The 15,204-nt window shown below is 36.5% G+C and carries 14 protein-coding genes; 2 read left to right on the top strand and 12 right to left on the bottom strand.

Annotated elements, in window-relative coordinates:
• Positions 1-68: 68 nt before the first annotated feature.
• The 3 genes from A8L32_RS20180 to A8L32_RS20170 all read right to left on the bottom strand — a co-directional run bounded on the left by A8L32_RS20180 (position 69) and on the right by A8L32_RS20170 (position 3,833).
• Positions 69-770 (bottom strand): head GIN domain-containing protein, encoded by a 702-nt coding sequence (locus tag A8L32_RS20180; protein WP_066632891.1) that lies wholly within the window; start codon positions 768-770, stop codon positions 69-71.
• A gap of 193 nt (positions 771-963) precedes the next feature.
• Positions 964-1,980 carry a 2-oxoacid:ferredoxin oxidoreductase subunit beta gene (locus A8L32_RS20175; RefSeq protein WP_066632889.1) on the bottom strand — a complete coding sequence of 339 codons (1,017 nt, stop codon included), beginning with the start codon at positions 1,978-1,980 and terminating at the stop codon, positions 964-966.
• A gap of 2 nt (positions 1,981-1,982) precedes the next feature.
• Positions 1,983-3,833, bottom strand: coding sequence for a 2-oxoacid:acceptor oxidoreductase subunit alpha (locus A8L32_RS20170; protein ID WP_066632887.1), 1,851 nt, complete (start codon positions 3,831-3,833; stop codon positions 1,983-1,985).
• Positions 3,834-4,167: 334 nt separating this feature from the next.
• Here A8L32_RS20170 and A8L32_RS20165 point away from each other — a divergent pair, with 334 nt between their 5' ends.
• Positions 4,168-4,680, top strand: coding sequence for a gamma carbonic anhydrase family protein (locus A8L32_RS20165; protein ID WP_066632884.1), 513 nt, complete (start codon positions 4,168-4,170; stop codon positions 4,678-4,680).
• Positions 4,681-4,758: 78 nt separating this feature from the next.
• Here the strand turns inward: A8L32_RS20165 and murI are convergent, their stop codons facing one another.
• From murI to porG, 7 genes are all read right to left on the bottom strand, one after another.
• Complete coding sequence (murI, locus tag A8L32_RS20160; RefSeq protein ID WP_066632882.1) at positions 4,759-5,586, bottom strand: glutamate racemase; 828 nt, start codon at positions 5,584-5,586, stop codon at positions 4,759-4,761.
• 94 nt (positions 5,587-5,680) lie between these two features.
• Positions 5,681-6,199: an OmpH family outer membrane protein gene (locus A8L32_RS20155; protein WP_066632880.1), complete on the bottom strand. Its 519-nt coding sequence runs from the start codon at positions 6,197-6,199 to the stop codon at positions 5,681-5,683.
• 36 nt (positions 6,200-6,235) lie between these two features.
• Positions 6,236-6,760 (bottom strand): OmpH family outer membrane protein, encoded by a 525-nt coding sequence (locus A8L32_RS20150; RefSeq protein ID WP_066632878.1) that lies wholly within the window; start codon positions 6,758-6,760, stop codon positions 6,236-6,238.
• A gap of 54 nt (positions 6,761-6,814) precedes the next feature.
• Positions 6,815-7,327, bottom strand: coding sequence for an OmpH family outer membrane protein (locus tag A8L32_RS20145; RefSeq protein ID WP_066632872.1), 513 nt, complete (start codon positions 7,325-7,327; stop codon positions 6,815-6,817).
• 61 nt (positions 7,328-7,388) lie between these two features.
• Positions 7,389-10,031 (bottom strand): BamA/OMP85 family outer membrane protein, encoded by a 2,643-nt coding sequence (locus tag A8L32_RS20140; RefSeq protein ID WP_066632869.1) that lies wholly within the window; start codon positions 10,029-10,031, stop codon positions 7,389-7,391.
• A 20-nt stretch (positions 10,032-10,051) separates the two neighbouring features.
• On the bottom strand, positions 10,052-10,795 hold the full coding sequence (locus A8L32_RS20135; protein ID WP_066632867.1) for an isoprenyl transferase: 744 nt from the start codon (positions 10,793-10,795) through the stop codon (positions 10,052-10,054).
• 25 nt (positions 10,796-10,820) lie between these two features.
• Complete coding sequence (gene porG, locus A8L32_RS20130) at positions 10,821-11,579, bottom strand: type IX secretion system protein PorG (RefSeq protein WP_083631428.1); 759 nt, start codon at positions 11,577-11,579, stop codon at positions 10,821-10,823.
• Positions 11,580-11,835: 256 nt separating this feature from the next.
• On the opposite strand from porG, the gene A8L32_RS20125 reads away from it, so the two are divergent.
• Positions 11,836-12,084: a hypothetical protein gene (locus tag A8L32_RS20125; RefSeq protein WP_066632865.1), complete on the top strand. Its 249-nt coding sequence runs from the start codon at positions 11,836-11,838 to the stop codon at positions 12,082-12,084.
• 227 nt (positions 12,085-12,311) lie between these two features.
• On the opposite strand, the gene A8L32_RS20120 is transcribed toward A8L32_RS20125, so the two are convergent.
• Complete coding sequence (locus A8L32_RS20120) at positions 12,312-13,571, bottom strand: T9SS type A sorting domain-containing protein (RefSeq protein ID WP_066632863.1); 1,260 nt, start codon at positions 13,569-13,571, stop codon at positions 12,312-12,314.
• A gap of 329 nt (positions 13,572-13,900) precedes the next feature.
• Complete coding sequence (locus A8L32_RS20115; protein WP_066632861.1) at positions 13,901-15,199, bottom strand: IS1380 family transposase; 1,299 nt, start codon at positions 15,197-15,199, stop codon at positions 13,901-13,903.
• Positions 15,200-15,204 lie beyond the last annotated feature (5 nt).

Below are 15,204 nucleotides of genomic sequence, written 5' to 3'. Positions count from 1 at the left end.
TTATTATATATGTGTATCTCTTTTTAATTAGAGATACACATTTTTTTTGCTTCTTACTTTAGCGAAGATTAAAATCGAGAGACATCACCACCACCAGATTCGCTAATCTTTTTATCCTTTGGCGAACCAGTATAATTAACATCACCACCACCACTGGCTTTAGCAGTCAACGATTCCGATGCATAAACATCTACATCTCCACCACCGCTGGCAGAAGCTGTAACATGTTTTGCTTTGAGTTTTTTGGCATTAATATCGGCTCCTCCAGAAGCTGATGCAGTCATTGTTTCTGTGGTTCCCTCCACCATAATATCAGCACCACCACTACAGTTCATTTTCAAAGTAGTGGTTGCTACAGAAAGGTAAATATCTCCACCACCGTTTGAATTTAACGTTAGCAAGTCTGCCTTGATGGGTGAATTACCTCTAATGTCGGCGCCGCCACTAGCTTTAAGATGTTTATATTCCGGTGCACTCACATATACTTTACGTACATCTTTTCCGTTCCATCTAAAATTACCTTTTACGTATACCTTCAACGTTCCTCCTTCAACCTCAGTTATAATTCTATGAATTTGGTCTTTGGAAGCTTCCACTTCTACACTCACTTGATCTCCTTGAGTCAAGTATACATTCACTCCCGAAGAAGCTGAAACAGAATGAAAGGATTCTACTTTACGAACTTCTCTTTCTGTATTTTGATTACCTGCAAACAGGTTAAGTCCAATAAGAACTGCAAAGGCGGATATTACTAATTTAGCTTTTGTCATAACGATATTATTAAAATAAGTCTTTCTATTACATGTGACGCTCCGATAAAATGAAAAGTTACAACAAAACTTTTTTTAAATGAAAAAAGGATTGCTCATTAGAACAATCCTTCATGTATACCTATTGTATAGTTATACCGCATGAGCTATATAGAATTAGTTATAAACTCATGAAATTTAATACTCCTCTTTACTATTTCACCTCCCAAACATCTCCAGCATTAACCAATTCTTCAAAAGATGAAATATTGGTTTGAGCTTGTACTTCTTTTAACTGAAGTTCTACACTCTGATCGTAACTTAAGCCCTCTACCGAGCGAATAACGCCCAGCGCCACGGGTAATTCAGGATAATCCATATTGGCCAACTTACGATGCATCGAAACATGATAACTCTCTGCATCATGAACCAAAATATCTTCTAAAGTATAACCATCTTCTCCAATAGTTACCGCTTTGATATCCATACCATCTAAAACTAAACCTTTGTCTTTATTAGCACCAAAAACCATTTTCTCGCCATGGTGTAAAACAATTGTCCTGTCGGCTTTATGCTTTTTATCAGTAATGGCCTCGTGGGTTTTATCGTTATAGATAACGCAATTCTGCAATACCTCCACAATAGAGGTTCCTTTATGCTTTGCAGCTTCTTGCATCACTTCTATGGATAATTTCAACTCCTTATCCACGGTACGTGCAAAAAACTGACTCCTGGCTCCTAGGGCTAATTCACCTGGACGAAAAGGGTCTTCAACTGTACCAAAAGGCGATGTTTTTGAAATAAATCCACGCTTAGAAGTAGGTGAATATTGCCCCTTGGTTAAACCATAAATCTGGTTATTAAAAAGAATGACATTAATATCTATATTTCTACGGATAAGATGGATAAAATGGTTTCCTCCAATAGCCAAAGCATCTCCATCGCCTGTAATTTGCCAAACATGTAAGTTTGGATTGGCTACCTTAACTCCTGACGCCACCGCTGCTGCCCTACCATGAATGGTATGAAACCCATAGGTGTTCATGTAATAAGGAAAACGAGAAGAACAACCAATTCCTGAAATAACGGCTACTTCGTGCGGCAGCACTTTTAAGTTAGCCATAGCTTTTTGAACCGCATTAAGAATGGCATGGTCTCCACATCCTGGGCACCATCTTACACTTAAATCACTTTTAAAGTCGGTATATTTTAATTCGCAATGTTCGCTCATGACTATTCCTCCAATAATTTTTTAACATGATCCTTAATTTCAACCACTGTAAATGGTAACCCTTGCACTTTATTAAATTGTTTGTAATCAATATCAGGGAAATTCATTCGTAAATAGTTGACAAACTGCCCCAGATTTAATTCACACACTACAATCTTTTTGTATCGCTTAAGAATGTCATAAGTGTTTCGTGGTAATGGATTAATATAATTAAAGTGAGCCAAAGCTACTCCTACGCCTTCCTCTTCCAGCTCTTCAACCGCTGTAAATAAATGACCAAATGTTCCACCCCAACCAACAACTAGCAAGTCACTTTCGGGAGTTCCTAATACATCTTGCTCAATAATATGGTCTTCAATCTTTTTAATTTTATTCTGACGATAGTCAACCATCTTTTGGTGGCTCATGGCATCATAAGAAACCCCTCCTGTATTTTCGTCTTTCTCTAAACCGCCAATACGATGCATCAAATCAGGTGTTCCAATAGGCACCCAACTTCTTACTAAGCTTTCTGGGTCTCTATGGTAAGGCATCCAGGTATCCTTTTTATCTTCAGCTACTCGCTTGGGTTTAATGGTAGGATAGTCTTTTAAATCAGGAATCTTCCATGGCTGGGTACCATTGGCTAAAAATCCATCAGTCAATAAAATTACAGGCGTCATATGTTCCACTGCTATTTTGGCTGCATAAAAGGCATACTCAAAACAGTTAATGGGCGAAGATGCGGCTATCACCACACAAGGACTTTCCCCATTTCTACCATACAGTGCTTGCATTAAATCACTTTGCTCCGTTTTGGTAGGCAATCCTGTAGAAGGACCTCCACGTTGAACATTTACAATAACCAATGGTAATTCTGCTATTATAGCCAAACCAATGGCTTCACCTTTTAATGCTAACCCAGGACCAGATGTAGTCGTCACAGCTAAATCGCCGGCAAAACTTGCTCCAATAGCTGTACAAATACCTGCAATCTCATCCTCTGCCTGAAAAACTTTTACTCCTAAATCTTTTCTGGCAGATAGCTCTTGCAGAATCTCCGTAGCTGGCGTAATAGGATAAGAACCTAAAAACAACTCCAAACTTGCCTTTTGAGCTGCAGCTATTAATCCCCAAGCAACAGCCACATTACCATTTAAATTACGGTACTTCCCTTTTTTAATCGATGCTGGGTTTATATGAAAAGAAGGCGTTACGGCCTGTATAATTACACCATAGTCGTAACCTTCCTTTAATACTTTCAGATTAGCTTCCACCACAATGGGGTTTTTAGCAAATTTCTTTTTAATAAACTCTTTAGTATGCTCCAATGGGCGATCGAATAACCAATACACCAAACCTAAAGCATACATATTTTTACTTCGCAGAATACTCTTCTTATCCAGACCCATATCCTTTAAACTTATTTTGGTAAGCTCAGTAATAGGTGCCTTTATAATATTATAGTCTCCTAATTTATCCTCTGTAATTGGATCATCCGTTTGATAACCTGCCTTTTCCAGATTTCGATCATCAAAACTATCCACATCCATAATGATAGTACCTCCAGGTTTAACCCACTTAGAGTTTGCTCGCAGTGCTGCTGGATTCATCGCCACCAAAACATCAGCATAATCTCCAGGAGTATATACTTCCGTATGTCCAAAATGAACTTGAAAGCCAGATACACCTCCAATGGTTCCTTGAGGGGCTCTAATTTCCGCAGGGTAATCTGGAAATGTAGAAATATCGTTGCCAAAAACCGCTGAGGTATTTGAAAACAGGGTGCCGGTCAGCTGCATGCCGTCTCCGGAGTCGCCCGAAAACCGAACAACAACCTCGTCCCGTTCGATTACTTTTGAACTTCTGCCCATAATGATTATAAAACTTTTTCAGGATTTTTTCATTCAATCTTCAAGTGAATCTTACTTCACTAAAAACTGATTTGCGTTAACTACCAGTAAAGGTAATGGCTATAAAACAACAAAAGCTTGACAGACGTCAGTATTTATCGGTGAAAACCAATATTTTATGATTTTATTTGAGTAACAAATACAATTCCAAATCATCTTATAGCAAGAAAATTAGTAGGATATAGGTTTATTAATACCTAAAATAAAAAGTGAAGGAGTGTTAAGGAACATATTATTTGCCTGTAAAAACACTAATTTTGCCACACTATCAATTAAAAAACTAATAACATATATAATGGCTTTAATTAAAGAAGTAAGAGGGTTTACGCCAAAATTTGGCGAGAATGTTTTTTTAGCAGAAAATGCAACCATTGTGGGTGACGTAGAAATGGGCAATGACTGTAGTATTTGGTTTAATGCAGTTTTACGCGGTGATGTAAACTCTATTAAAATTGGTAATAAGGTTAATATTCAGGATGGATCAGTTTTACATACGCTTTACCAAAAATCAACCATCGAAATTGGCGACAATGTATCTATCGGTCATAACGTAACTATACACGGTGCTAAAATTAAAAATGATGTATTGGTAGGTATGGGAGCAACTGTGCTTGATGATGCTGTAATTGGAGAGAACTCTATTATTGCTGCTAATTCACTTATTTTAAGTGGAACCCAAGTAGAACCTAATAGCATTTATGCTGGTGTTCCTGCTAAAAAAGTAAAAGACATTGAGCCTAACCAAACCAAGGAAATGATTAACAAAATAGCCAACAACTACCTGATGTATTCAAGTTGGTACAAATAGTTATTGGTCATTAGTCATTAGTCATTGGTCATTAGTAATTTCATAACCATTTTACTATTGACCATTGGCAAGTGACTATTACAGATGAATATGTTTTACTTCAATATCTTCTTTTAAAAAGTACCCTGCCGTTTGTTTAAACTTGTCCACATTCTCTGTAGTATAAAAAGTTAGCTCGCCATTTTTTCTACAACGTTCGTCCATTTCTGGATGACGCTTTAAATAATCAACCAGACTAGTAGCTACAATATCACCTTGCGAAAGAATAGTTGTATCTTTAGGCATATAAGCCTTAATTTTATCTTTTAATAGAGGATAATGAGTACATCCTAGGATGACAGTATCTATATCTTTATTTTGGCTAATTAGGCCTTCTATATTCTTTTTAATAAAATAATCTGTTCCCTCAGAATTTGCTTCTCCATTTTCTACCAAAGGTACCCACATCGGGCAAGCCTCTTGATACACAGTAATAGCAGCTGACTGCTTCTCTATTTCCATGGGATAAGATAAAGACTGAACCGTACCAATAGTACCTAAAACACCCACTTTATTCGTTTTTGTATATGAAGAAATCACCTCTGCACTGGGTCGAATAACACCTAACACTCTTTTTTGGGGATCAATCAAAGGAAGATCTTTTTGCTGAATAGTTCTTAATGCCTTTGCAGATGCCGTATTACATGCTAAAATAATTAAATGGACCCCCATAGAAAAGAGCTTTTTAACCGCCTCCAAAGTGTATTGATAAACCACATCAAAAGAACGCGTACCATATGGTGTACGTGCATTATCTCCCAGGTATATAAAATCGTAATCTGGCATTTGCTTACGAAGTTTATCTAGCACTGTAAGGCCACCGTACCCAGAGTCAAAAACAGCTATTGGTCCTATATTATTATTCATTTCAATTATAAGTTGAAAGTCTATTTTTAAAGCACAAAAAAAGGATGGCTATAAATAACCATCCTTCAAATATATAAATTTTATTTGCTGCTACTTATAATGCAGGTGTCGCTAATTTAGCTTTTACTAACTCGGCAACATCTGTACTTTTTTCTGAATGATAAATAACCACTCTAGAACTTACATCAAAAATATAGATAAATCCATTTTCTGAACCTACTTCATCAATCGCTTTTTGTACTTTTTGAATGATTGGTTGAAGTAGTTGCTGTTCTTGTTGTTGTAAGTTTTGTTGCGCTAGCATTTGAAAGTTTTGTAAACGCTGACTAATTTCTTGAATCTCTTTTTCTTTTGTTGCACGAATTAACTCAGGTAAAGAATCTCTTTTTTCCATGTAATCTGTGTACTTAGAATCTAATTCTTCGTTCATCACTTTAAGGTTTTGCTCTAATTTTTGAGCTTCATCCTGAAGTTTTTTATCTGCCTCAAGTTTTGCTGGTAATGCAGCAACTAATTCTTGAATGTTTACGTGACCGAATTTTAAATCCTGCGCAAATACGCTTGAGCTAACAACAACAGCCGCTATAACTAATAGTAATTTTATCGATTTCATATTCTTAGTTTTTTAAATTCCTAGATTAATAATTGATTATTGAAGACCTAACTTTGCCTTAACTAATGCAGACACATCAACGCTTTTTTCAGACTTGTATACTGTAAGTCCACCTACTTCTTCAAATATATATAGAAAACCATTTTCGGCTCCTACTTCCTGAATAGCGTTACTAACCTTATCAAATACAGGTTTTTTAAGCTCTTGTTCCTTTTGCTTCAACGCTTGCTGAGAACTTTGGTAAAAGTTTTGAACCTTACCGTTACCTTCTTGAATTTGCGTTTCTAAAGCAGTACGCTCTTGCGGAGTTAAAGCACCACTTTGCATTTTAGTTAGATAATCGGTTTGAAGTGCCTTAAGGCTTTCTTGCATATCCGTTAATTGCCCCTCTAACGTTTCATATTCAGCCTTTAGCTGAGTATCAATCGTCTGCAATTCAGGCATGGTTGATAGGATAGCTTGTGTGTTCACGTGCCCAAATTTAAGCGCTGTTTGCGCCGAAACTGCCATGGTTGAACCCATAAGAGCTAAGCCAATAAATAAATGTTTAAGAATTTTCATATAGTTTGTATTAGTATTGCATCAGTGATAAAATAAAGCATCACCCACAATCATCTATTTTTTATATCCAAGTTTTTCTAGTACGTCGTCGCTAATATCGTATTTTGCATCGGAAAATAAAACTACTCCACCAGAAGCTTTATCAAAAATGGCTGCGTAGCCATCATCCTCAACCATTTCACGAATGGCATTATAAATGTCATCCTGAATAGGTTTAACCAGCGCTTCTCTTTTTTTACCCAGCTCTCCTTCTGGTCCAAAGTATCTGGTTTGTAATTGTCTTGCTTGTTTTTCCTTTGCTACAATTTCTTCTTCCTTTTTAATTTTCATCTCGTTAGATAAAAATACACTTTCGGTTTGGTAATTCTGGTACATGGTTTCTACCTCGGCATAAACGGCTTCAATTTCTTTTTGCCATTTTTGCGATGCTTGGTTTAACTGATCATTAGCCGCTTCGAATGCAGGAATATTTTTTAAGATATACTCTGTATCTACAAAGGCATATTTTTGCGCTTTTAAGCCTAGGCCTACAAACATTACTATCGCAATTAAAGCTATCTTTTTCATGTGTCTTAATTTTTTGGTTAAACAATAAGTTCAACCCTATATCTCAAAAATCAAACCATTTTTAAAACTGCTGTCCCATTACAAAGTGGAACTGACTTCCATTCACTTTACTATTCGTATTAGAAACATCATCAAATCCATAACCCCAATCAATTCCCATCAATCCAAAAATTGGTAAGAATATACGAACTCCAACACCTGCTGAACGTTTTAAATCAAATGGACTATAATCTCTAAAATCGCTCCATGCGTTACCTGCCTCAAGGAAAGCTAAACAATATACCTGAGCCGATGGCTGTAGCGTAAGAGGGTAACGCATTTCAAAGGTTAATTTGTTATACATGTTACCATCATAACTACCGTACTCATCCCTTGGCGTCAGTGAGGAGTTCTCATAACCTCTTAATCCTATAGTTTGACTACCATACATACTATAACCAGACATTCCATCACCACCAAGCATAAATTTCTCATACGGAGAACGAACGTACTCATTGTAATATCCTAAGAAACCCATTTCGTATTTACCCATGATAACTAACTTCTGGCTTTTATCAAGTGCTTTAAAAATTGATCCTTGAGTAGTCCACTTATGATATTCAATTAAATCATATAATTGTCCTTGCGCTTCTGCTCTTTCATCCGCGTCTGTTGATTTAGTCATTTCATATAATCCTTCATAATCCTTATCTAACCACATAGAATATGGTGGAGTAAACTCAAGCCCAATGGAAAAATTAGATCCACTACGTGTATATAAAGGGTTATCAATAGAATTACGCGATAACATCAGTTTGAAATGCAGATTCTGCGATATTCCATTCTGCATCACAAAACTTTGCCAATTTTGAATATCGTAATGCTGATAACTTACTTCTGTATAAAGTGAGAACCAGTCATCTGGCCATGTTAAACGCTTACCAAAACCAACAGATACACCAGATATTTTCATATGCATATCTATCTCGGAATCATCATAAGTTACACTCTGACCATAACCACCACCATAGCCTCCACCGTAACCACCGCCATAACCACCACCGTAACCATAACCATTATAGTTATTAAAGTTGTTTTGGTATTGATTAGAAACACTTGATTGAATAGAGCGATATGCAGAAACAGTTAAAGAGTTAGGACGCTTACCTCCTAGCCACGGCTCCGTGAATGAAAGACTATATGATTGATAGTACTTACCATTGGTTTGAGCTCGTAAAGATAAAGTTTGTCCATCACCAGTAGGTAAAGGTTTCCATGCTTCTTTATTAAAGATGTTACGCATCGAGAAGTTAGAAAACTTAAGTCCTACAGAACCTACAAACATACCTGCTCCCCAACCTCCAGAAAGCTCAATCTGGTCGTTTGCTTTTTCTTCTAGATTATATACTAAATCTACCGTTCCATCTTCTGGGTTTGGCTGAACATCGGGCTGAATATTCTCTGGGTTAAAGTGCCCCAATTGAGACAGCTCACGTACCGTACGAATTAATTCAGCTTTGCTAAATAACTGTCCTGGTTTTGTTCTTATCTCACGACGAACTACATGTTCGTGTGTTTTGGTGTTACCATTAATAACAATATTACTAATGGTTGCTTTTTTTCCTTCGTAAATACGCATCTCTAAATCAATGGTATCTCCGTAAACTTTTATTTCGATAGGTTGAATATTAGAGAAAAGATAACCATGGTTCATATACAAGTTATGTACCGCATCATCATCCTGATACAAACGCTCATCTAATAACTTTTGGTTAAAGATATCTCCTTTTTCAAGTCGTAAAACCGCACCTAAGTATTCTCCAGGGTAAATACTATTACCAATCCAGCTAATATCACCTAAATAATACTGGCGTCCTTCTTCAATGCCAATTTTAATATCAACGGTATTATCATCATTCCGGGCTATTGAGTCATACTCAATAACCATATCACGATAACCTTGTTCGTTATACTTATCAATTAAAGCTATTAAATCCTCTTTGTAGGTTTCGTCAATAAACTTTTTGGTACGGAAGAAGTTTACAACTTTACCTTTTGCATTGGTTTTTTTCATGGCACGATTTAAGCTTTGGTCAGTAAAAACCGTATTGCCAACAAAATCCAAACTGCTTACTTTTACTTTCTCTTTTTTATCTACTGTAATATCCAGATATACGTGATTTATCTTAGTAGTATCATCTTTTTGAACTACATGAACTTCCGTATTATAAAAACCTTTACCCACAAAATAATCCGTAATATACTTCTCTGATCGGGTAATTAAATAAGGTGTTACCTGGCTACCTTTCATCATGGCTACTTTTTCAGCAACCGTTTCCATCTCTGATTTTTTTAAACCATAATAATTGATTTCCGATAAGCGAGGACGTTCTTCCAGTTCAATTTCAATCCATATTTTCCCAGACTCAATTTTTGTCGCTTTAACTTTTACGTCAGAAAATAGTCCATGATTCCAGAATTTTCTAATAGACTCTGAGATCTCTTCGCCAGGAACCGTAATTTTTTGTCCTACGGCTAAACCAGAAAGGTTAGCCAATATTTTAGGGTCATAATTTTGTATACCTGTTACATTAATCTCGGCTATTTCGTATTTTCGGGGAGTTCCGGAATAGCTGATTACAGGTACACTCTCTTGACTCTGAGCAAATGATATTGTGGGGAATATGGTGAGAATGATTAAGAAAAGTGTAAAGTGCTTCAACATTATATGGTTTCTAAATTGTTCTATTTCTTTAATTGTTCGCTTGTTTTGCCAAAGCGTCTTTCTCTCGACTGAAAGTCCATTAAGGCCTCATAAAAATCTTCTTTCTGAAAATCGGGCCATAAGGTATCACAGAAATACAACTCTGCATAGGCCAATTGCCACAGTAAAAAGTTACTTATTCTTAACTCGCCGCTGGTTCTAATCATTAACTCAGGATCAGGAATATTAGCTGTTGTTAAGTTGTTAGAAATAGTTTCCGCATCAATCGCATCCACATCTAACTCATTATTTTTTACTTGTTCTGCTATCTTTTTAACCGCATCAGTAATCTCCCATCTAGCGCTATAACTTATAGCAAGGTTTAAAGTAAGACCTGAATTTTGGGAAGTTTTTTCGATACATTCTACCAGTTTTCTTTTTACTTCTTTAGGCAAAGTATCAATACATCCAATCACACTCAAACGTACATTGTTTTTCATGAATGTTTTTGTTTCAGAAGTAATTGTGGAAACCAAAAGAGCCATCAATGCATCCACTTCTAACTTGGGCCTTTTCCAATTTTCAGTTGAAAAAGCGTAAAGAGTAATGTATCCAATCTCTAATTCACCTGCTGCCTCAAGTACAGCACGAACAGCCTTAACGCCACTCCTGTGTCCAAAAACCCTGGAATTACCTCTCTTTTTTGCCCATCTCCCATTACCATCCATAATAATGGCAACATGCTCTGGCAGTCTTTCTTTTATCAGTTGGTTCTTTACTGACATATATTTTTTGTCTTTGCCTTTTTTTTTAATATCCTCCGTTACACTGGCCCTTTTTCCTAAACAAGCTAAACGTAACCATTACTGATGCAACAGAATACATATCTGTATTGTGAATTTTACCTGAGTTATTAAAACCATAAGGATCACTTGGATTAGGAATACCAGGACCAAATCCTGCTTGTTCTTCAATATCCAAATCATCCACAAAAGTTTTGCGAAAACTCCATTCCGCACCCACTCTTATCCACTTGTTTAGTTTATACTTGGCACCAATACCGAATGGCAAAGATAATATAAAAACCGTTTGATTTGTATCATTTCCACTTTCTGTAGAAATTCTTTTATAAACCGTTGTACCTAAGCCCAATAAAAGATATGGGGTAAACCTGGTATCGCTTACAAAAGCATGATCGTAAGATTTAAAATTAAACTCCATTTGCACGGTACCATCCACCAAAAAATTATTGAATGAATAAGGTACATCCCCTTCTGGAAAAAAGGCTTTATCTGATGGATAACTACCTTTAATTCTACAAGCTCCGAGCGTTCCCTTCACTGCATACCTATCCGTAAGCACATATCGTCCTACGCCTCCAAAAGCAAAACTGGGCTGATAAAATTGAGTTTGCGGATTCAGATCTCCTAAATAATAAGAAGTTCCTAAATACCCACCCAACTCTAATTTATCTTGAGCCTTGCTAAAAGTAAGCGTAACAAACAGACTCGCAAAAATAGCGACAGCCTTTAACCTAAGTTTAACTTTATAAATTGACTTCTTACACATGCTTATAACACGCTTAATTATTATAGTTTATGTACTAAAAACACCAAAGATGGCAAATGTAATATTAATATTAAACCTGAGAATTAATATTTACACAAAAAAAGGCCTTTAGAACATTCTAAAAGCCAGCTTACAGTATATAACCTGTTTTTTGTGTTTTTATTGTAAGAAGGAATGGTAAACTGGAAAATGGGAGCAACGGTAGTTAAAATGTTACACGAAAGATTGGTGCGACAGCGGCGGGGCTTTATCATTTATGGTAAAAGCCAACGAGTATTTTATTCCTTTAGGAGATTTAATTGATGTAGATGCAGAAATTAAACGTTTAGAAGAGGAATTAAAGTACAATAAAGGTTTCCTTATTTCGGTAAGCAAGAAGCTAAGCAACGAACGTTTTGTAAACAATGCACCAGAAAAAGTGGTAGCCATTGAAAAACAAAAACAAGCCGATGCCGAAGCTAAAATCAAAGCTTTAGAAGAAAGCATCGCTAACTTGAAAGGGTAGTTTTAAGACACAAGTATCAAGTAGGAAGTTTCAAGACTGCTACAGCATAAATATAAAACACAAAGGCCGCATTTTGCGGCCTTTGTTGTATCATGTACGTACTTTCTCCTCCTTTAAAAGGAGGAGTACCTCGACGTAGGAGAGGGGAGGTGGTTGAAATGAATCTCGCAGTCTGAGGTGTGACTATAAGCAAGCTGTAAATGTCACCCTTTGACTACAAACGAATATTATTTCTTAATAATTTTTTGACTAGATAATATATAGTTGTTTCTAGATATAACAACTATATATATACCTTTATTCAAACTGCTGATATTATATTGATACTCAGAATTAATTTCTGAGCTTTTAAAAACGGGAATTCCTGATAAATCATAAATACTAATGTATGATCCAATTAAATCTTTTCCTTCAAGCCAAAAATAATCTTTTGTACTTGTAGGGTATATACGAATATCTGTAGCTTTTTTGGTTTTAACATAGGTGTACTCTGTTATACTCTCATAGTTTAATCTTGGTCTAAAAGTATCATCCCAAGCGTTTTTCCCTATCTTCCATATGTTTTCAAAATCCCAAGTTGGAAAGTTGCTTTTTCTTACAAATCCTGAAGTATTTATGTCTTTAGACTTATCAGCATTACGAGGTATAGCTCCAGCAGTAGAAACCCCGGAGGTTTCGCTATCCCAAAAACAATCAGAAACATCCATGCCGTAGGATCCAGCTACACCTATTAAGGCTCCTGAGTATTGGTATGCGGTTACCTGACTACTAGAATAACAATTACTCATGGTTAAGTCTAAACTCGCCATACCAACAACCCCTCCAATGTATCTAGTACCAGAAACATTAGTTGAAGAGTAACAATTGGAGATATTCACTCCTCTGGCATGTCCAACAACCCCTCCAATATTTTCATCTCCAGTTATACTTCCTCCTGTTACAAAGCAATTTCTTACAGTAGCCACACGCTCATTATACCCATAGGCAAATCCAATTAAGGCACCAACTGAGTTACTTTTATATTCCCCTCCAATAATTTTAGGGTTAACAATGCCAAGGTTCTCAATTGTTGACTTCAAATAAACCTCACCAAATAATCCTAATATATCATCATCACTTTTGATGTACAAGTTTGATATAATGTGACCATTCCCATTAAATGTCCCATAAAAAGGATTATTTCCAATACCTATAGGCGAAAAACCACTGCCTCCATTATTATAATCAGGATTGGTTTCTGTTTCTGCTGCATCAATATCTGCAGTAAGGATAAAGTGCTCTTTCCAGAAAGAATGGTTTTTAGAAAGATAGTGTAAGTCAGCTAAATCCGCTATTTGGTATGGATCACCTTCCGTACCATTACCATAATTATTGCTTTGGTCTGCAAAATTTCCGGCAAAAGTTGCCGTGGTTTGTAAAGAGATTGATAATATTAAGATAGAAAATACTCGCTTAGTGTATATTCGAAAGGTTTGATTGTAGTTCATAACTTAATAATGATGTTTAGATAATTAATTTTGTGCAATTATAATTAATATTTTCGGATTCATTAACTGTTTGCTTTCTCTAACGCCGGTGCGCGATTCCACCTAAAATCCGCATGCCAAAATTCGCATACTGATTTTCTACAATCTATCGTGCTTTTAAATTTTTTAGCGGCTCTCCGCTATCAATCTCAATCCAACTCCAGTCAATACTCAACTGAAATTATGAATTTAGGCTGCTTGGGTGAGCTCAACGGCATAGTATTCCCTTTAGGGCTTAAGCCTATTACCTTTCTCTATTTAAAATTTGCCCTGTTCATGTTTGATTTATTTTAAGTTTTAAATCCAGTTGAGCCATACAGTCTCAATTTTCTTGTTCTGCCTGAGCAAACCCATTTGCCAGGCACGCATATAAATCTGAAGATGAATTTCTTGATCCTGAAGTGCGGTGACAAAACCTTCGTTAGACCAGAAAATTTCTCGATCATATGTACATATAGGTTCTTGCACATGGCCATGACTATCAAGAATACCGAATTCTGTTCCAGTTTTGAAAAAGGCATTCTGTCCCAGCCAAAATCATTCTTCAATACATCAAATTCTCTTTCACGCGCTCCTCTGGCATTGTAAAAAAACACTACTTCGTCATCTGTCATCTCAAAGTCGTTGGTCATAATTGCGCTATAGTTATATGCTTCGCCCGTGAACAGGTTCAGTTGCCCATCCCGTCTGGCTTCTTTGGTGACCACAATCCTATATTCCTTTAATGAGTTCGTTTTCTCTTTGTTCCCTTTTGCATAGCGTACAAACGGAGTAAAAGAGGTAGAGCCCCAGAACAGGGTATCGTCTCCAACTTTTATTTCCTCCCATTCTTCAATTTTTGTAATTGCTTTCTCCAAAGTTTCCGTCATCCATGCTTTCACAAAAATTCGATTGGTGCACTTCTCCATCGACTTGATGATGTTGTATGTGTACGATGCAGAATCTGCCCTTATTACATCAATGGTAATCCCTGCCTCTTCTAGCAGGGCTGCCATCCTGTCGATTGTTTCATGTTGCAAAATATGGGCATTGCTTTTTCCATTCCTGTTTTCTACATATACAACATGCCGGCCAACCATACCTACTCCGGGGCAATATCCGTTTTCTTTTTTATAGGTAAGTTCTGCATCCGCTTTCTCGGTAAATATTATGGTATTGTCATAATCCAAAATCACATTGCCTTTTTCGAAGCCTGGCAATAGAGAGAGCATTTGCAGGTTTAGCCGGTTCAGCTCATCTGTCAAAGAGAACAGGTGCTCTTTCTTGTCTCTTTTTGCCACAAATAATTCTGCAGGAACAGCCAATGATTTTAACCTGTTTAAAACTCGGTCTAGACTAGGTACTTTTATTAACGGATTGTCTCTAAAACTTTTCCGCAAGTTAACCGACAGATCCTCTGCACAGTCTCCTCCACAGAAGAATACAGACCAATAGGACATGACTATGTCAAACCAATTATATGTTGACTGTTTGGGTAACATGGGTAAATTTTCTTCCAATAGTTTATCAATTTTTAATTTAATCGTTTCTTCTATTATAAAGTTCAATCCTCCAAACGGCGATATTGCTGGGCTATTTAGTATCTTCATATCGG

This window comes from Labilibacter marinus (assembly GCF_001659685.2).
Lineage (GTDB): Bacteria > Bacteroidota > Bacteroidia > Bacteroidales > Marinilabiliaceae > Saccharicrinis > Saccharicrinis marinus.
Note: the sequence above shows the minus strand (reverse complement) of the source record. Positions and strands in the feature narration are given on the sequence as shown.